At 72.9% G+C, this 16,227-nt stretch carries 19 protein-coding genes; 7 read left to right on the forward strand and 12 right to left on the reverse strand.

Features of this window, described 5'->3' with window-relative positions:
* Window positions 1–62 precede the first annotated feature (62 nt).
* Window positions 63–893 (reverse strand): helix-turn-helix transcriptional regulator, encoded by an 831-nt coding sequence (locus tag ACFC8N_RS38620; protein WP_356029394.1) that lies wholly within the window; start codon window positions 891–893, stop codon window positions 63–65.
* Between the two features lie 365 nt (window positions 894–1,258).
* On the opposite strand from ACFC8N_RS38620, the gene ACFC8N_RS38625 reads away from it, so the two are divergent.
* Entirely contained in the window at window positions 1,259–1,735 is a 477-nt protein-coding gene (locus ACFC8N_RS38625; protein WP_356029269.1) for an ATP-binding protein, read from the forward strand.
* 103 nt (window positions 1,736–1,838) lie between these two features.
* Here the strand turns inward: ACFC8N_RS38625 and ACFC8N_RS38630 are convergent, their stop codons facing one another.
* The 8 genes from ACFC8N_RS38630 to rpmG form a co-directional block, all read right to left on the reverse strand.
* Window positions 1,839–2,117, reverse strand: a complete 279-nt coding sequence (locus ACFC8N_RS38630) for a DUF397 domain-containing protein (protein ID WP_071373266.1) — start codon at window positions 2,115–2,117, stop codon at window positions 1,839–1,841.
* A gap of 170 nt (window positions 2,118–2,287) precedes the next feature.
* On the reverse strand, window positions 2,288–2,752 hold the full coding sequence (locus tag ACFC8N_RS38635) for an SRPBCC domain-containing protein (protein ID WP_376293751.1): 465 nt from the start codon (window positions 2,750–2,752) through the stop codon (window positions 2,288–2,290).
* Window positions 2,749–3,096 carry a metalloregulator ArsR/SmtB family transcription factor gene (locus ACFC8N_RS38640; protein WP_356029273.1) on the reverse strand — a complete coding sequence of 116 codons (348 nt, stop codon included), beginning with the start codon at window positions 3,094–3,096 and terminating at the stop codon, window positions 2,749–2,751. The genes ACFC8N_RS38635 and ACFC8N_RS38640 overlap by 4 nt, the downstream gene beginning before the upstream one ends.
* Window positions 3,097–3,103: 7 nt before the next feature.
* On the reverse strand, window positions 3,104–3,478 hold the full coding sequence (locus ACFC8N_RS38645) for a VOC family protein (RefSeq protein ID WP_376293754.1): 375 nt from the start codon (window positions 3,476–3,478) through the stop codon (window positions 3,104–3,106).
* A 76-nt stretch (window positions 3,479–3,554) separates the two neighbouring features.
* Window positions 3,555–3,785 carry a 30S ribosomal protein S18 gene (gene rpsR, locus ACFC8N_RS38650; protein WP_362821678.1) on the reverse strand — a complete coding sequence of 77 codons (231 nt, stop codon included), beginning with the start codon at window positions 3,783–3,785 and terminating at the stop codon, window positions 3,555–3,557.
* Window positions 3,785–5,065 (reverse strand): GTP-binding protein, encoded by a 1,281-nt coding sequence (locus ACFC8N_RS38655; RefSeq protein ID WP_376293756.1) that lies wholly within the window; start codon window positions 5,063–5,065, stop codon window positions 3,785–3,787. The genes rpsR and ACFC8N_RS38655 overlap by 1 nt, the downstream gene beginning before the upstream one ends.
* A complete protein-coding gene (locus ACFC8N_RS38660; protein WP_356029284.1) occupies window positions 5,062–5,325 on the reverse strand; it encodes a type B 50S ribosomal protein L31 in 264 nt (87 codons plus the stop codon). The genes ACFC8N_RS38655 and ACFC8N_RS38660 overlap by 4 nt, the downstream gene beginning before the upstream one ends.
* Before the next feature lie 9 nt (window positions 5,326–5,334).
* Entirely contained in the window at window positions 5,335–5,499 is a 165-nt protein-coding gene (gene rpmG, locus ACFC8N_RS38665) for a 50S ribosomal protein L33 (RefSeq protein WP_020141033.1), read from the reverse strand.
* A 61-nt stretch (window positions 5,500–5,560) separates the two neighbouring features.
* Here rpmG and rpmB point away from each other — a divergent pair, with 61 nt between their 5' ends.
* The 4 genes from rpmB (at window position 5,561) to ACFC8N_RS38685 (ending at window position 7,409) form a co-directional block, all read left to right on the forward strand.
* Window positions 5,561–5,797, forward strand: a complete 237-nt coding sequence (rpmB, locus tag ACFC8N_RS38670) for a 50S ribosomal protein L28 (RefSeq protein ID WP_362821680.1) — start codon at window positions 5,561–5,563, stop codon at window positions 5,795–5,797.
* Entirely contained in the window at window positions 5,797–6,102 is a 306-nt protein-coding gene (gene rpsN, locus ACFC8N_RS38675) for a 30S ribosomal protein S14 (RefSeq protein ID WP_356029289.1), read from the forward strand. The genes rpmB and rpsN overlap by 1 nt, the downstream gene beginning before the upstream one ends.
* Window positions 6,103–6,233: 131 nt before the next feature.
* Window positions 6,234–6,716: a hypothetical protein gene (locus ACFC8N_RS38680; protein WP_362821682.1), complete on the forward strand. Its 483-nt coding sequence runs from the start codon at window positions 6,234–6,236 to the stop codon at window positions 6,714–6,716.
* Window positions 6,717–6,881: 165 nt separating this feature from the next.
* Complete coding sequence (locus tag ACFC8N_RS38685; protein ID WP_362821683.1) at window positions 6,882–7,409, forward strand: DUF4232 domain-containing protein; 528 nt, start codon at window positions 6,882–6,884, stop codon at window positions 7,407–7,409.
* A gap of 57 nt (window positions 7,410–7,466) precedes the next feature.
* Here ACFC8N_RS38685 and ACFC8N_RS38690 read toward each other — a convergent pair whose 3' ends face one another.
* A complete protein-coding gene (locus ACFC8N_RS38690; protein WP_356029296.1) occupies window positions 7,467–8,618 on the reverse strand; it encodes a DUF2786 domain-containing protein in 1,152 nt (383 codons plus the stop codon).
* Between the two features lie 250 nt (window positions 8,619–8,868).
* On the opposite strand from ACFC8N_RS38690, the gene ACFC8N_RS38695 reads away from it, so the two are divergent.
* Together ACFC8N_RS38695 and ACFC8N_RS38700 are read left to right on the forward strand one after the other, a co-directional pair.
* Window positions 8,869–9,639, forward strand: coding sequence for a Clp protease N-terminal domain-containing protein (locus tag ACFC8N_RS38695; RefSeq protein WP_356029299.1), 771 nt, complete (start codon window positions 8,869–8,871; stop codon window positions 9,637–9,639).
* 133 nt (window positions 9,640–9,772) lie between these two features.
* Window positions 9,773–11,473: a bifunctional 3'-5' exonuclease/DNA polymerase gene (locus tag ACFC8N_RS38700; RefSeq protein ID WP_376293761.1), complete on the forward strand. Its 1,701-nt coding sequence runs from the start codon at window positions 9,773–9,775 to the stop codon at window positions 11,471–11,473.
* 7 nt (window positions 11,474–11,480) lie between these two features.
* On the opposite strand, the gene ACFC8N_RS38705 is transcribed toward ACFC8N_RS38700, so the two are convergent.
* Together ACFC8N_RS38705 and ACFC8N_RS38710 are read right to left on the reverse strand one after the other, a co-directional pair.
* Complete coding sequence (locus ACFC8N_RS38705) at window positions 11,481–14,798, reverse strand: BTAD domain-containing putative transcriptional regulator (protein WP_376293764.1); 3,318 nt, start codon at window positions 14,796–14,798, stop codon at window positions 11,481–11,483.
* A 442-nt stretch (window positions 14,799–15,240) separates the two neighbouring features.
* Window positions 15,241–16,134: a glycosyltransferase gene (locus tag ACFC8N_RS38710; protein ID WP_356029304.1), complete on the reverse strand. Its 894-nt coding sequence runs from the start codon at window positions 16,132–16,134 to the stop codon at window positions 15,241–15,243.
* Between the last annotated feature and the right edge of the window lie 93 nt (window positions 16,135–16,227).

The raw sequence follows: 16,227 nt of genomic DNA on the forward strand, positions 1-16,227 counted from the left end.
CCTCAATCACTCGCGGACACAGATCCGGTCAAGGTCTGATCGCACGTCATCGTACTTATGTTTCAAGATAGTTGGAGGAGACCTCGCAGAAGATCCCGGCTCTCGTCGGGGCCGGGGCTGTCCTGCTGGAGTTCCTTCAGCGCCTGCTCGTACTGGGCGACGTCCTCGCGCTTGTCCAGGTAGAGGGCGCTGGTCAGCTGCTCCACGTAGACGACGTCGGACAGGTCGGCGTCCGGGAAGCTGAGGATGGTGAAGGCGCCGCTCTCGCCGGAGTGCCCGCCGAAGCGGAACGGCATCACCTGGAGGCGGACGTTGGGCCGCTCGGAGACGTCGATGAGGTGCTGGAGCTGACCGCGCATCACCTCGCGGTCGCCGTACGGGCGGCGCAGCGCGGCCTCGTCGAGGACGATGTGGAACTCGGGGGCGCCGGCGCCGTCGGCGAGCAGGTGCTTCTGCCGCTCCAGGCGCAGGGCGACCCGGCGCTCGACGTCGTCCGGGCTCGCGCCCGTCATGCCGCGCCGCACCACCGCGCGCGCGTACCGCTCGGTCTGGAGCAGGCCGTGGACGAACTGGACCTCGTAGACACGGAGCAGCGAGGCGGCGCCCTCCAGGCCCACATAGGTGGGGAACCAGCTGGGCAGGACGTCGGTGTAACTGTGCCACCAGCCCGCCACGTTGGCCTCGCGGGCGAGGGAGAGCAGCGACTGGCGCTCGACCTCGTCGGTGATGCCGTACAGCGTCAGCAGGTCTTCCACGTCCCTGACCTTGAAGCTCACCCGGCCCAGTTCCATCCGGCTGATCTTCGACTCGGATGCGCGGATCGAGTAACCCGCCGCCTCGCGCGTGATCCCCCGTGCTTCACGCAGCCGCCTGAGTTGCGAGCCGAGCAGCATCCGCCGCACCACCGATCCGGGCTCTCCCGCGCTCACGTTCGCCAGCCTCCCCAACCGTCTTAGGGCCCGCAGTCTGCCACTAAAACGCTTCGCGCAGTACTCGTCCGGTTACGGAAACGGAAAGAGCTCGGCCGTTTCTGCCTGCGTCTGGCGGGAAGAGGTCAGGACCACTGGCGGCAATCGCCCTGAAGATGGCAGAAAAAATGGCCAAGAAGCGGTACGGGCAGTGCCATTTCGGTCGCGTGCACGTGCATCTGCCCTTGCATCTGCTCTGCGCATCCGAAACCATGGTGCCGCGCCACCGCTGCATCGCAACGACCGCGAACTCTCCGGGAGTGCCTCGCATGGGAACGAATGGATCGACCATGCTCAAGCCGTTACGGCAGGGCCTTCCGCCGTTGGATCCCGCAGCCGTGTCGGACGCCGCCTCCTGTGCCCTGCCCGCCCGCTACGAAGCGGTGCGCGAAGCGCGGCGCTTCACCCGCGCCACCCTCGGCCAGTGGGACGTCGGCGACCGCTTCGACGACATATGTCTCGTCGTCTCCGAACTCGTCACCAACGCCCTGCGCCACGCGGTGCCGACCGACACGGCGTGCTCCGCACACGCCGCCCCGTCCGCCCGGCTGCACCTGATGCGCTGGACCGAGCGGCTGGTGTGCGCGGTGCGCGATCCGAGCCACGAGACGCCGACCCCGCGCGACTCGGACGACTTCTCGGCCGAGTCCGGGCGCGGACTGTTCCTGGTCGACTCCTTCGCCGACAGCTGGGGCTGGCACCCGCTCGCGGGCACGCTCGAAGGCAAGGTCGTCTGGGCGCTGTTCCGGCTCCGGCCGACGGCCTGACTCGGTGCAGCACCCTGCGACGCGCAGTTTCTACGCGCGTCGCCCCGGGTGCTCCGCCCGCCCCGACATCGTTGCCACCGCGCGCCGCACCGGCCCCGGCGCGTCAGCCCGCGATCAGATGGTCGAACTCGCCGTCCTTGATGCCGAGGAGCATGGCCTCGATCTCCGCGCGTGTGTAGACGAGCGCGGGCCCGTCCGGGAAGCGCGAGTTGCGCACGGCGACCTCGCCACCCGGCAGCCGCGCGAACTCCACGCAGGAACCCTGCGAGTTGCTGTGCCTGCTCTTCTGCCAGGCCACTCCGTCCAGCTGCGTGGCAGCCATGCCGTTGTACACGTTGCACACGTCGTACCCCCCGTACACGCCGTCAACGTCGCGGTCCACAGGTCGCTCCCCGCTGGTGCACTGGCTGGTGTGGCCATGGATGCTGTAGTCAACTGACCCGGATCATAACCCCGTTCACGTGCAGATGCATGAGCAAATGCACGTGCACGCGCGGTGTTCCCACGGTTACAGCTTTGACGTTCGCTTTACCCGCCGGGAAGACGCCTGTGTCACCGAAGCCGTTCGAGCGTCTGCCCCAGAGCAGGCAGGACATGCCCCCGCCATCCCCCGTCCATGATCTTCCGCGCCGTCATCTGAGCCGGGTCGTCCGTATCGAACCCTTCGTGCACTAGGAACAGACGCGTTCCGCGCCCTTCCTGTTCCAGCGTCCATGTGATCGTCCAGTCGGCCCGGTTGGCCGGATCGGCGTCCGCCCAGCGGACGGACAGCATCCGCTCGATGTCGTAGGCCAGGACCCGCACCTCCACGACGCCCGAGAAGTTGGAGTTGGGACGCGGGACGGAGGTCATCCGGTACACGTGCCCGACCTCCAGCCGGAAGCCCTCGGCTCCGGGCATCTGCCACTGCACGAGCAGATCGGGGTCGGTCAGGGCACGCCAGACCTTGGCGGGCGGGTGCGGGAAGAACTGGTCGACGCGGACGGTCGTCAGGTCGTCATCGGGTTCGGTGCTCATGACCGGTCATCGTCGGGCATGCGGTCGAGCAGATCGCCGAGGCCCTTCAACCGCTCGCGCCAGAACCGCTCGTACGGATGGAGCCAGTCCTGCACCTCGGCGAGCGGGGCGGCTTCGAGGCGGTAGATGCGCCGGCGCCCGGAGCGCTGCTCGGAGACGAGGCCGGCCTCCCGCAGCACCCTGAGGTGCTCCGAGAGGCTCGGGCGGCGCATGTCGAAGTGGTCCGCGAGGTCCTGGACCGGCTGGGGCCCGCGCTCGCGCAGCAGCCGCAGCACCTCGCGGCGGGTGGCGTTGGCGAGCGCGGCGAAGACGCGGTCCTCGGCGGCCGCGGCGGTCCCGTTCATCGACTGGTCAGAAGCCTTCCTTCTCCGTCAGCAGCATCAGACCGTTGCCGTCGGGGTCCGCGAAGGAGCCCATGCGCCCCCAGGGCAGCTCGTCCGGCCCCTGCACGGGGATCCCGGCCGCGGCGAGCCGGGCGCAGTCCGCGTCGACGTCGGTCGTGACCAACATGATCCCCCGCGCCGAGCCGGGCTCGAAATCACCCATGCCCGGGCCGGAGAGCGTGAAGACGGTCTGCGCGCCTTCGGGGGCGACCTGGAGCCAGCGGCCCTGGGGCATGTCCCGGTCGACGGTGACGGCCAGACCGAGGACGTCCCGGTAGAAGCGCAGGGCGCGGTCCTGGTCGGCGACGGGAAGCGTGACGAATGAGGCGTGCGTGATGGTCATGCCCGAAGAATAGGTAGGCAATTCCCTACGCGTCAATCGTAGGGAATTGCCTACGCATAGGAGTCCATCTGCGGGTTCACCTGCTGGAGTACGGCAGCAGCGCCATCTCCCGCGCGTTCTTGATCGCCTGCGCCAGCTGTCGCTGCTGCTGCGCCGTGACCCGGGTGACCCGGCGGCCGCGGATCTTGCCGCGGTCGGAGAGGAACGTGCGCAGCAGCTCGGTGTCCTTGTAGTCGATGTACGTGATCCCGGCCTGGTCCAGAGGGTTCGGGCGGGTGCGGGGCGTGCGGTCGGGCTTGCGGGACATCAGATCTCCAGCAGGGTGTCGAAGGCGGGCGGGAGCCGCTTCCAGGCAGCGCGCCCGGCGGCGTACTCCGCGTCGGTGAGCAGGCAGGTCTCCAGCAGGTGCGCGAGCCCGTCGCGGTCCAGGGCGGGCGAGGTGAAGACCAGGTGGTTGCAGCGGTCGCCGTGCTCCGGGTGCCAGTCCAGCGCAGCGGCGGCCCGGCGCACCGGCGGCACCAGCTCCCAGGCGGCGTCCGGCAGCGCCGCCAGCCACGGCCCCGCGCTCTCCACGCACAGCGCACCGCCCGCCGCGTCCCAGTGCAGGAGCGCGTCGGGCTTGTCGGCGAGCCAGAACCGGCCCCGGCTGCGGGCCGCAGCACAGGTCAGGTCCTCCAGCGCCGCGTACAGCCGCTCCGGGTGGAAGGGCCGGCGCCGGTGCCAGACCAGCGTCGAGACACCGTGACCGTCGGCCTCGGCGGGCAGACGAGCACAGGCCGGATGCTGGGCCGCCGCGGCCGCCTCGACATCGAACCCGGCGAGGGCGGCGCGGGCGAGGGGGGCCTGAGCGGGAGGCGGGGGGGTGAGTGGGTCCCGCGGCTGCTGTCCTTCCAGGGCTTGGGGCTCCGGTGCACGTGCAGCTGCTGGTTCCGTTGCAGGTGCGGCGCCGTCGGGCGGCAGGAGCGGAGGTGGGGGTGGGGTGCCCGCCAGGGCACCGTGGCCGATCGGGACCTGGCGGGCGGTCGGGTGGAGCTGTGCGAGCAGCTCGCGGTCCTCGTCGTCGGCCTCCGGAGAGTCGGCGACGGCGAGGACGGGGGCGTACTCCAGCTGCCGGGCGAAGGTGTCGGCGACCGTGCGCCGGTCGGTGGCCGCCGCGGCGAGCCCGGCCTCGGCGAGGTCGTCGCCGTTGCCGAGGTACGGCAGGACCAGCGCCGGGTCGACCGCGGTGATCACGGACGTGACGGTCAGCCCGCCGGACACGATCACCTCGGCCATCGCCTTGGGCTCGACCGAGTCCCACAGCTCCACGACGGCGAGCCGGGTCGTGCCGTCGGCGGCGAGCCGGCGCAGCTCGGGCACCAGGTCCTCGCGCAGCGCACAGCACGCGCAGTCGTCGACCAGCGGCGTCTCGCCCGAGGACAGGGCCCCGTCGCGGTCGCGGACCGTGCGGACGACCGTGCCGGCGGCGGCCGTCGCCAGGTCGTGGTGGAGTACGACACTGCCGGGCACGTCCGCAAGCAGCCGGTCGACGGCCGCCCTGCGCGCGTCGGCGTGCAGCCCGCCGACGACGGCCACCGCCAGGCTCACGCGCCGCCCCGCTTCCCGTACCGGCGCTCGAAGCGCTCCACGCGCCCGGCGGTGTCCAGCACGCGCGCGGTGCCGGTGTAGAAGGGGTGGCTGACGTTCGAGATCTCGACGTCGACCACCGGGTAGGTGTGGCCGTCCGTCCACTCGATCGTCTTCCCGCTCGCCCCTCCCACGAGCGTCGAGCGGGTGAGGAAGGCGTGGCCGGCGGCCCGGTCACGGAACACGACGGGCCCGTAGTCCGGGTGGATTCCCTTGCGCATGGCGGCGGCTCAGCGCTCCTCTCGGAAGTCGACGTGCCGGCCGGCGACCGGGTCGTACTTGCGCAGCGTCATACGGTCCGGGTCGTTACGGCGGTTCTTGCGGGTGACGTAGGTGAAGCCGGTCCCGGCGGTGGACCGGAGCCTGATGACCGGGCGGAGTTCGTTGCGTGCCATGCTGCTATCTTACTGAAAATGAAATCCATTACGAACTATGCCTGAGGAGAGCTGCGTCACCATGTCCGCGCACTGCATGCTCACCGGAGCCCGGCCGGGCTTCGGCAACCGCGTTTCCCACTCCCACCGGCGCACCTCCCGCCGCTTCGACCCCAACATCCAGAGCAAGCGCTACTGGCTTCCCGGCGAAGGGCGGTACGTCCGGCTGCGGCTGAGCGCGCGGGCCGTGAAGACCGTCGACGCGATCGGCGTGGAGGCGGCCGTGGCCCGGATCCGCGCCCGGGGGGTGCGGGTCTGATGGCGAAGAAGAGCAAGATCGCGAAGAACGAGCGCCGCAAGGAGATCGTGGCCCGGTACGCCGCCCGGCGCGCCGAGCTGAAAGAGGTCGTCCGGCGGCCGTCGTCCTCGGACGCCGAACGGCTCGCCGCGCAGCGCGAGCTGCGCCGGCAGCCGCGGGACGCGAGCGCCACGCGCGTGCGCAATCGCGACCAGGTGGACGGCCGTCCGCGCGGATACCTGCGCGCCTTCGGCCTGTCGCGGGTGAGTGTGCGCGAGCAGGCTCACAACGGATTCCTGCCCGGAGTCCGGAAATCCTCCTGGTAACGGCTGGTAGCTTGCTGCGGGCCACCCGGCCGAGGGCGGCCGGCCGCTACAGCTTGGGAGCTTTTCCGGTGACTTCTGCGACTGCAAGGGCTGCGAGGACCGCGAGGGCCACGAGGGTTGCGCCCGCAAGGGTGCGGACCGCCGTCGTGGCCGCGGGGCTGGTGGGTGCGCTCGCCGCGCTGACCGCGTGCAGCGGGGGCGGCAGCGACAAGAGTGCCGCCAAGACGACGCCGAGCGCCACCGCGACCCCCTCCTCGTCGTCGCCGTCGAGCTCCGCGGCCGTGACGGGCGCGTCCGGCAAGCTCCAGGGCAGCTGGGTGACCACGAACGGCGGCAAGATCGTGGCGCTGGTGATCAGCGGGAAGAAGGCCGGGCTCTTCGTGACCGGCCAGAAGGCGTGGTGCGCGGGCGCAGCGGGCGAGGAGTCGGGGATGCAGATGATCCATCTGACCTGCCCCGACGGCAGCAAGGACCGGGGCACCGGCATGGTCGACTCGGTCGACGCCAAGTCCCTGAAGGTGACGTGGTCGGGCAAGGCCGGCCAGGAGACGTACTCCAAGGCGGACGGCGGCACGCTGCCGACCGTGCCGACGCCCCACCCGAAGAAGAAGTGACCCCGACGGCGGGGCCGGTCCGGTGTGAATGCGGCGCGGGTCCGGTGCGTTGACTTCGGGCGCTCGACCCACCTGAAGTGGTGATTCCGGAGGGGTGGGCGAACAGGGCCGGGCCGCAGGCGCCATGATGCAGGGGCACCGTCACGACCTCGATGGGACCTGCTCATGCGCGCCATTCCGCTCACCGTCACCGCCCTCGCCGCCGCCCTGCTGCTGACCGCCTGCAACGGCGGCGGCAGCAAGAGCAGCGCCACCAGCGGCACAAGCGGCAAGAACAGCTCGGCCTGCGAGATCGGCAGGGTATCCGTGCAGATCGGGTCGGCGAGCGTGGCCCCGGGCGTCGGCGACACGGGCGAGATCCCCGTCAGCCTCACCAACCAGAGCGCCCCCTGCACCCTGGACGACTTCGCCGGTGTGGTGCTCGGCGCCGGCGGCACCGAGGCCAAGGTGCCCGCGCTCAAGGGCGCCAAGGCCCAGAAGCTGAAGCTCAACAAGGGCGACTCGGCGACCTTCACGATCACCTACGTGCGCGGCAAGGCGGGCGACAAGACCGGCCTGGACGCGAAGACCGTGAAGATCACCCTGCCCGGCACCAGCGCCTCCCACGGCTTCCCCTGGTCGTACGGCCCCGTCGCCGAGCAGGGCGGCGCCCCGAACGCCTCGGTGAGCGCCTTCCAGCAGGTCGGCGACTGACGGCTGCCCGCCGCGCCCCGCCGGGAGGCTCACCCGCGCAGGCTCACCCGCGCAGGTTCATTCGAGCCGGGGGCGGGAGCGGACCTGCGCCCGGTCGGCCGCCCGGGCGCCCTCCGTCCAACCGGCGGCGTCGCTCACCCCGCGCAGCCGGGTCGTGGTGGTCTGCGGGAACATCCGCTCCATCCGGTCCGTGACGGCTATCTCCCGGGTGGCCAGGACCGGCAGCAGGTCCTGGCCGACCTGGCTCTCGGCGACGGCCGCGAGCCGGTCACCCACGCGGTGGGCGTAGGCCGCGAGGAACGACTGCCGGAAGGTCTTCGTCCGCTTGCGCCCGCCCGCCCGCTGCGCGGCCTCCGCCCTGGCCATCGCGTGCGTGGCCTGCACCAGCAGCGAGGTGTAGAGCAGCTCGACCGCCTCCAGGTCCGCCTCGAAGCCGACGACCGTGGAGAAGCCCAGCGGTTCGTTCCACACCGAGCGGCAGTGGTTCGCGCCCGCCACCGCGTCCAGCAGCACCGCCTTGGCCTGCTCGTACGGCGGCTCGACCCCGATCCGGCAGGCCCCGGGCGCGTCCGGCGCGGGCGCCTCGGCGGCGAGCAGCGCCTCGTCGACACTGTGCCGGGCCATCAGCTCCTGCGCCTTGGCGCTCAGCGCCTCCGCCTCCTCCGGATACCCGGTCGCCTCGGCCTTGGCGAGCAGCGCGCGGATCCGGGCGAGCATGCGGGAGGCCTGCGGACCGGCCGCGCGGCGGGGCTCGTCCTGCAGCGGCTCCAGGGCGGGCAGCCGCAGCAGCAGGCGGTACAGCTCCAGCGCGGTCGTGGCCTGCGAGAAGCGGTCGGTGTCGCGCGCGGGCGCCTCGGGCAGCTCCGCCAGCTGGGCCGTCCACCGGCGCCCGCGCGCACGGTCCCGTCCGGCCTGCGCCCGGATCAGCGCGGCGGCCAGGCACACGTGCGCCTCCGCCAGCTCGCGCCGCACCAGCCGTACGACATCGGCGGGCTGCCAGCCGCGTTGCCAGGCCGTCGCGACGAACTCCTCGCCGCGCCGCGCCAGTTCGGCATCGGCGGAGGAATCGGCGGCGAGCAGGGAGGCGCCCGTGTCGAGCCCGGTGTCGGTGTCGTCGTACAGCGCGGCCCGAAAGGCCCGTTCGACGGTACTGGCAGTGCTGGTCACGCCATCGATCGTGCCATGCCCCACCGACAGCGGACCGAGCATCGTCCACAGCCTGTGGATAAATGCCGGGGCGATGCCCGCACGGCCGGAGGTCACCGGAGGCCAGAAGTCGGAAGTCGGGCGACTGGGCGGCTGGGCGGCTGGGCGGCTGGGCGGGACCACGGTAGTGGCCGAGGGGTGCCGGGGCCGGGAGGGCGCCACCCCCGTCCGCCCATCCGCCCGCCCGTCCATGGGAAAACTGGACTGTCAACCATCGGTTGACAGTGGGGGAGGCGCAACCTACGGTTGACGCATGGCGACCAACCCGAACATCACGGCATTCGTGCGCCTCGACGACCTCATCGAGGCCATCAAGAAGGTTCACCCCGAACCCCTCGACCAGCTCCAGGACGCGGTGATCGCCGCCGATCACCTCGGTGACGTGGCCGACCACCTGATCGGCCACTTCGTCGACCAGGCCCGCCGCTCCGGCGCCTCCTGGACCGAGATCGGCAAGAGCATGGGCGTGACCCGGCAGGCGGCCCAGAAGCGCTTCGTGCCGAAGGAGTCCAACGACCTCGACCCCAACCAGGGCTTCAGCCGCTACACCCCGCGCGCGCGGAACGTGGTCGTGGCCGCGCACAACGAGGCGGCGGCGGCCCACAACCCGGAGGGCCGGCCCGAGCACCTGGTCCTCGGACTCCTGGCCGAGCCGGAGGGCCTGGCGGCGAAGGCGATCATCGAGCAGGACGTCCTGCTGGACTCCGTACGGCAGGCCGCGACCGCCGCACTCCCGCCCGCCTCGGACGACATGCCCGACCTGATCCCCTACGGCCCCGAGGCCAAGAAGGCCCTGGAGCTCACCTTCCGCGAGGCGCTGCGCCTCGGCCACAACTACATCGGCACCGAGCACATCCTGTTGGCGCTCCTGGAGCAGGAGAACGGCGAGGGCGTACTCAGCGGGCTCGGCATCACCAAGGGCGGGACCGAGAAGTACATCGCCAAGGTGCTGTCGCTGATGGCGGACCAGAAGATCCCGGGGACCGGCGGGGCGGCGGACGAGTCGCCCGCCACCGAGGACTGAGACCGCCGGCCTGTTCGAGGAGCGTCGGCCCGTCCGAGGACCGCTGCCGTCGACAGACCTCTGCCGTCGGCTCCTCGAAAGGATGAAACTGCAGGTCGGAGGGATTGTCAGACCTGCCTGTCAGACTCGCACCATGACCGACCGGTGGGCACTCGCTCCGGCCGAGGACGGTGGCGTGGACGTCGCCCCCCTCGGCCCGGACGGGCTGCCCTCCGGGCCGGTGCGGCGGGAGAGCGATCCCGCCGGGGCGGTGCGGAGCCGCCCGGAGGTGACACGCTGGGTGTGGCGGTCCACCCCCGAGGTCTACCCGCGTCTGCTCGCCACGGGGGTGCGAGTGGAGCGGTGCTACGACATCGAGGACGCCGAGACACTCCTGCTGGGTCACGAGGGCCGGCACGGCGAGCCACGCTCGGCCGCCGCCGCCCTGGCCCGCCTCCGGGGCGGCCCCGTACCGCCCGACCCACCACTGCGCGCGGCCGAACCGGGCGCCCAGTCCCCGCTGTTCGAGCCGATGGGCACCCCCTTGCCCCTGCCCGACCTCCTCGCGGTCTACGCCGAGCAGCTGCGGCGGCACGCGCGCACGGCCCACCCCGACCGGATGCGGCTGCTGACGGCCGCCGAGTCGGCCGGGATGCTGGTGGCCGCCGAGATGAACCACGCGGGCGTGCCCTGGAGCGCCGAGGTCCACCGCGAGCTGCTGCACGGCCTGCTGGGCGAGCGGTACGCGGGCGGGGGTGAGCCGCGCCGCCTCGCCGAGCTGGCCGACGAGGTGTCCGTGGCCTTCGGCCGCCGGGTGCGCCCCGATCTGCCGGCCGACGTGGTCAAGGCCTTCGCCCAGGCCGGGATCAAGGTGCGCTCGACGCGCCGCTGGGAGATCCAGGACGTCGACCACCCGGCCGTCGCCCCCCTGCTGGAGTACAAGAAGCTGTACCGCATCTGGGTGGCCCACGGCTGGTCCTGGCTCCAGGACTGGGTGCGCGACGGCCGTTTCCGCCCCGAGTTCCTCGCCGGCGGCACGGTCACCGGGCGCTGGGTGACCAATGGCGGGGGCGGGTTGCAGATCCCCAAGGTGATCCGCCGGGCCGTGGTCGCCGACCCCGGATGGCGGCTGGTGGTGGCCGACGCCGACCAGATGGAGCCGCGCGTGCTCGCCGCGATCTCCCGCGACCCCGGTCTGATGGAGGTCGCGGGCCGCGAGAGCGACCTCTACCAGTCGGTCTCCGAGCACGCCTTCTCCGGTGACCGCGACCAGGCCAAGCTCGCGGTGCTCGGCGCGGTCTACGGCCAGACCTCCGGCGACGGCCTGAAGAACCTGGCCGCGCTGCGCCGCCGCTTCCCGAAGGCCGTCGCCTACGTCGACGAGGCGGCCCGCGCGGGCGAGGAGGGCCGGCTCGTGCGCACCTGGCTGGGCCGGACCTGCCCGCCCGCCGCCGGCTCCGGCGAGGACGCGGCGGAGGAGGCGGGCATCCCTCTCGGCGAGGACGACGGCGAGCCGGCGCCGGCGGACGGCCAGGCCTGGGTCCCCGGCTACGCCTCGACCAACTCCCGCGCGCGGGGCCGCTTCACGCGGAACTTCGTCGTCCAGGGCAGCGCCGCCGACTGGGCCCTGCTGATGCTCGCCGCGCTCCGCCAGGCCTGCGCGAATCTCAAGGCAGAGCTGGTCTTCTTCCAGCACGACGAGGTGATCGTGCACTGCCCCGCCGAGGAGGCCGACACCGTCGTGACGGCCATCCGCGCCTCGGCCGACCTCGCCGGACGGCTGACCTTCGGCGAGACACCGGTGCGGTTCCCGTTCAGCACGGCGGTGGTGGAGTGCTATGCCGACGCCAAGTGAGCGCTGGTCAGGACCCGTTGGGCCGGTCCTCCCGATCACCCCGGTCCGTTCTGTCCGTTCGATCCGTTCGGTCCGGTCGGTCCGGTCGGTCCTCGGCGAGCAGGGCGCGCAGTTCGCCGAGCACGGTCTGATCGTCCGTGCCGTCCAGCGCCGTGAGGGCCGCGCGCCAGGCGTCGTACGCCTCCGGCCACCGCCCCCGCTCGCGCAGCAGCAGCCCGTACTGGTGCCGGGCGAGACCGCCGATGTACCGGTCGGCGCGGGCGTCCGCGCGTCGCAGCAGCTCGGCGCACTCCCCGTCCGCCCGCTCGGTCTCCCCCAGCTGTCGCAGCGAGCGGACCAGCCCGAGCCGGGTCTGGGACTCGCCGTGCCAGTCGTCGGCGCCGCCGAGGATGCGCAGGCTCTCCTCGAAGTGCCCTGCCGAGGCCGCCGGTTCGCCCAGGGCGAGATGCGCATAGCCGATGTTGCAGTGCGCCGTGTGCCGCACGATGACCGCGCCGATCGCGTCCCCGATCGCCAGCGAGTGCCGGTGCTGCTCGATGGCGGCACGCGGGTCGGTGTGCTCGTAGAGGTTGCCGAGATGCTGGTGGGTGACGGCCTCGCCGTAGGGGTCGTTCAACTGCCGCGAGTACGCGAGACTCTGCCGCAGCGCCTCCTCGGACTCCTCGAACCGCCCGAGCCCCTCCAGCAGCAGCCCCCGGTTGTTCAGGCAGCGCCGGACCCGGGAGGCCGTGCCGAGCCGCCGCCAGATCTCCAGGGAGCGGTCGGTGAGGGCGAGGGCCTCCTTCTTCCGGCCGGTCAGAAAGTGCAGGCCCGAGAGGTCGCCGAGGGCGTACGCCTCGGCCGCCGCGTCCCCGAGCCGCCGCGCCGCCCCGAGCCCGGCCCGCCCCAGCACCTCCATCTCGGCGAAGCGCCCCCTGCGCTGGATACACGGGAAGAGCAGCCGCACGAGCACGGACAGATACGCGGCCCGGTGCGGGTCGGCCGTCTCCGCGTTCCGCGCCACCAGGGTGACCACGTTCTCCAGCTCCACCTCCCCCCACCCGAAGGCCTCCTCGGCGGACCCGAAATACCCCAGCTCCGCCACGTCGGACGCATGTTCCGCCGGCTGCGCGGAGGTCGCCCGCCGCCGATCCTCCAGATCGAGCCCGGGCTCCACGATCGCCTCGATCATCCGCTCGGCGACGGCGGCGTACCAGCGGAGGGCGGCCAGGTCGGGGGCGGCGGCAGCGGGTGAGCCGGTGTCCGCGACGGCGCCCGGTGTCCCGCCGTCGGCACCCCGTTCCAGGTCCGCGAGTTCGCGGGCGAAGTCGCGGACCAGGTCGTGCGGGGTGTAGCGGCCGTAGGCGGTCTCCTCCAGGAGGGCGACGTCGACCAGGCGGTCGAGGGCGGCCTCGGCACGGCGCGCGTCGGTGCCGGTGAGGCGGGCGATCAGCGGGGCGCCGTAGGTCGGCAGGTCGAGCGCGCCGAGGCGGCGCAGCGCGAGGGCCGCGTCCCGGTCGGCCTCCCGCCCGGCGGCGGCGAGCGCGTCGTGGGCGACGGCCAGGGAGCGCCGGACACTCAGGTCGTCGTATTCCAGGTGGTGCAACCGGCGGCCGATCTCCGCCAGTTGACCCGCCAGCACCTCGGGGGTGAGGGCGCGGCGGGCGGCGAGCCGGGCCGCGACCACGCGCAGCGCCAGCGGGAGCCGCCCGGTCAGCTCGACGAGCGCGTGCCCGGCGTCCAGCCCGTCCCGCCCGCTCACCGCACGCAGCAGCGCCGCGCTGTCCTCGCCGGTCAGCGGGGTGAGCGGGAACCGCCGGGCGCCGTCGAGCGCGGTCAGCGGAGACCGGCTGGTGACGATCACGGCACAGCCGGGCCCCGCCGGCAGCAGGGGCCGTACCTGGGCCGCGTGCGCCGCGTCGTCCAGCACCAGCAGGATGCGGGCCGGGGCGAGCAGCGAGCGGAGCAACGCGGCTGCCGCGTCCGGGTGTTCGGGGATGCTGCGGGGCTCGACGCCCAGGTCCCGGAGCAGCGCGGCGAGGGCCTGTACGGCGGTGAGCGGGGTCATGCCGGGGGTGGCGCCGTGCAGGTTGACGTAGAGCTGACCGTCGGTGAAACGTTCCCGCAGCTCGTGTGCGACGTGCAGGGCGAGCGCGCTCTTGCCTACGCCCGCCATGCCGCTGATCACGGCGACGGCGGGGGCCGGGGCGGGCGGCTCGGTGAGCGCGCGCCGCAGCTCGCGGAGCGCGTCCGTACGGCCGGTGAAATGGGCCGGCGGAGCGGGGAGCTGGGCCGGGCGCGGAGTCTGCCGAGCGGCGGGCGCAACTCCCGGCTCCCGCCCGTCCCCGAGCGCCCCCGCGCCCCCCTCGCCGCGCCCCTCTCCGTACGCCTCGCCCTGCTCCTCGTCCTGTTCGCCCTTCCCCTCCTCGGCGACGGCCTCGGCGGGCCTGTCGCCGTGCCCGTGCCGACGGACGTCCGTCACCGCGGCGTCCGCCTGCTCCCCCTGCCGGCCGCTCCCCCGCAGCACCTCGACGTGCGCCGCGCGAACCGCCGGGCCGGGCTCGATGCCGAGTTCCTCGATCAGGCGGGCCCGCAGATCGCGATGGACGGCGAGGGCCTCGGCCTGGCGGCCGGTGCGGTGCAGGGCGAGCATGAGCTGACGGTGGTACGCCTCGCGCAGCGGATGTTCGGCGACGAACGCGGCCAGCTCCGGTACGAGCGCCGCCAACCGTGCGCCACCGAGCGCGAGTTCGGCGTCGTAACGCCACTCCAGCAGGAGCAGCCGCGCCTCCTCCAGACGCTGCACCAGCGCGTAACCGCCGAAGTCGGCGGGGAGCCCGCTCAGCGGGGTACCGCGCCAGAGCGACAGCCCGGACGTGCACGCCCGCACGACGCCCGGCCACTCCCGCCGGGCGTGCGCGGCCCGCGCCTCGGCGACGCGGGTGTCGAAGACGTGCACGTCCAACTCGCCGGGTTCGACGCGCAGCACGTACCCGGGCGGTACGGCCCTGAGCCGCTCGGGGTCGTCCAGGAGCCGGCGCAGCCGGGTGACGTGGTTGTGCAGGGACGCCTGCGCGGAGACGGGCGGCGCCCCGCCCCACAGGGCGTCCTTCAGCGACTCGACCGACACGACCCGGCTCCCCTCCAGCAGCAACGCGGCCAGCAGGGCGCGCACTTTGGGGCTGCCGATGGCCCGGACACCACTGTCGGGGACGTCGTCGAAGGCCTCGCCGGAAAGACCGCCGGGAGTCTCGTACGACGACGGCTCGTGCGCCGTCTCGTATGGCGGCCGGTCGTACAGGACCGGCGGTCCCAGCAGCCCGAACCGCAGCCCGCACCGCCGCATCACGCCGCTCCACTGCCTTTCCGCGCGGTCGGGGCCGACCGCACTGCGTGGTGGGCACACGCCCACCGTTCCCTGACGGAAATCCGCCCTGCCCACAACGGTTTCCCGCCACCTTCCGCCGACCGAACCCGCCCTGGGTCGGCCCGGGATCGGCTCACAGACCGGACGGTCCGACGGCCGGGCTCCCGTACGCTCGGCGAGCTCCGCCCACCCGGTTCGCGACCTTCCGGCGAACCGTTGGCCACATGTTAGCGATCCGTTGGCGAGTCCTGATGTGATCACTTCATCGGATCCGGCTCAACGGCGCGCGCGTGTGTCGCGTAACTCGGGGGAGTGTCGCCGCAGGCTGGATCCGGGGACGCGGGGGCCCCGGTCGGCGGAGGTGAACGACCGGGGCTCCGTCCCGTCTTCCCGGAGGCTCCCGGCCGACGCCGCCCACCGCTCAGATCACGGGCGGGCGCCCCAGCCTGCTGAGCCGCCACACCGTCCGCCAGCGCATGGGCCGCCGCTCACCGGCCGGCTCCCGCAGGCCCTCCACGAACCCGGCGAGCCAGGCCTTCAGCCCTGCCGGGGAGCGGGTGCGGGCGAGAGTGAGGAGGGTCCACACCCCGAGGTGCACGGGGACGAGGGGCAACGGCAGCCGGCGGCGGACCAGCCAGACACGGTTGCGGGCGTTGACGCGGAAGTAGATGGCGTGCCGGGCGGGCGAGGTCTTGGGGTGCTGGAGCAGCAGCTGCGGGGCGTAGAGGATCTTCCAGCCGGCGTCCGCGGCGCGCCAGGCGAGGTCGGTCTCCTCGTGCGCGAAGAAGAACTCGGCGGGCCAGTCCCCGGTTTCGGCCAGCATCGCCATGCTGAGGGCGTGCCCGCCGCCGAGGAACCCGGTGACGTACCCCCCGCGCAGCGGGTCCGACTTCCCGACGCGGGGCACATGCCGCTGCTGCGTCTCGCCGTGCTCGTCGGCGATGCGGAACCCGACGATGCCGAGACGCGGATCGGCGGCGTACAGGTCCCGCACGCGGCGCAGCACATCGGCGTCGACGAGCAGTCCGTCGTCGTCCAGCTCGACGACGATGTCGACGTCCCCGAACGCGCGCAGCCGGGCGAGGGCCACGTTCCGGCCGCCCGGACAGCCGAGGTTCTCCTCGACGTCGATGGTGGTGACCTCACCGGGCAGCGAGAGCCGGCCGGCGAACTCGGGCAGCCGGCAGCCGTTGCCGACGACCACGATGCGGGCGGGGGCGAGATCCTGCTTGGCCACGGACTCCAGCAGGGCGTCGACCTCGGCGGGCCGGTTGCCCATCGTCACCACGGCGACGGCGATCCTCGGCTCCACCACGTCCTTCACCCCATCGGGCCGACGGCGGCGCCGCACCCTGACCGCGCGGCGCTCCCCGTTCACCAAGATGTTGCCTCAGCTCCGCGGGTTCAC

Source organism: Streptomyces sp. NPDC055966, from assembly GCF_042269865.1.
Taxonomy (GTDB): Bacteria; Actinomycetota; Actinomycetes; order Streptomycetales; family Streptomycetaceae; genus Streptomyces.

Coding starts and splice junctions, on each gene's coding strand:
- ACFC8N_RS38620 (WP_356029394.1), bottom strand. CDS start 893: ATGCTGCTCGGCTCGCAACTCAGGCGGCTGCGTGAAGCACGGGGGATC.
- ACFC8N_RS38625 (WP_356029269.1), top strand. CDS start 1,259: ATGCTCAAGCCGTTACGGCAGGGCCTTCCGCCGTTGGATCCCGCAGCC.
- ACFC8N_RS38635 (WP_376293751.1), bottom strand. CDS start 2,752: ATGAGCACCGAACCCGATGACGACCTGACGACCGTCCGCGTCGACCAG.
- ACFC8N_RS38640 (WP_356029273.1), bottom strand. CDS start 3,096: ATGAACGGGACCGCCGCGGCCGCCGAGGACCGCGTCTTCGCCGCGCTC.
- ACFC8N_RS38645 (WP_376293754.1), bottom strand. CDS start 3,478: ATGACCATCACGCACGCCTCATTCGTCACGCTTCCCGTCGCCGACCAG.
- rpsR (WP_362821678.1), bottom strand. CDS start 3,785: ATGTCCCGCAAGCCCGACCGCACGCCCCGCACCCGCCCGAACCCTCTG.
- ACFC8N_RS38660 (WP_356029284.1), bottom strand. CDS start 5,325: ATGCGCAAGGGAATCCACCCGGACTACGGGCCCGTCGTGTTCCGTGAC.
- rpmG (WP_020141033.1), bottom strand. CDS start 5,499: ATGGCACGCAACGAACTCCGCCCGGTCATCAGGCTCCGGTCCACCGCC.
- rpmB (WP_362821680.1), top strand. CDS start 5,561: ATGTCCGCGCACTGCATGCTCACCGGAGCCCGGCCGGGCTTCGGCAAC.
- rpsN (WP_356029289.1), top strand. CDS start 5,797: ATGGCGAAGAAGAGCAAGATCGCGAAGAACGAGCGCCGCAAGGAGATC.
- ACFC8N_RS38685 (WP_362821683.1), top strand. CDS start 6,882: ATGCGCGCCATTCCGCTCACCGTCACCGCCCTCGCCGCCGCCCTGCTG.
- ACFC8N_RS38690 (WP_356029296.1), bottom strand. CDS start 8,618: ATGCTCGGTCCGCTGTCGGTGGGGCATGGCACGATCGATGGCGTGACC.
- ACFC8N_RS38695 (WP_356029299.1), top strand. CDS start 8,869: ATGGCGACCAACCCGAACATCACGGCATTCGTGCGCCTCGACGACCTC.
- ACFC8N_RS38700 (WP_376293761.1), top strand. CDS start 9,773: ATGACCGACCGGTGGGCACTCGCTCCGGCCGAGGACGGTGGCGTGGAC.
- ACFC8N_RS38705 (WP_376293764.1), bottom strand. CDS start 14,798: ATGCGGCGGTGCGGGCTGCGGTTCGGGCTGCTGGGACCGCCGGTCCTG.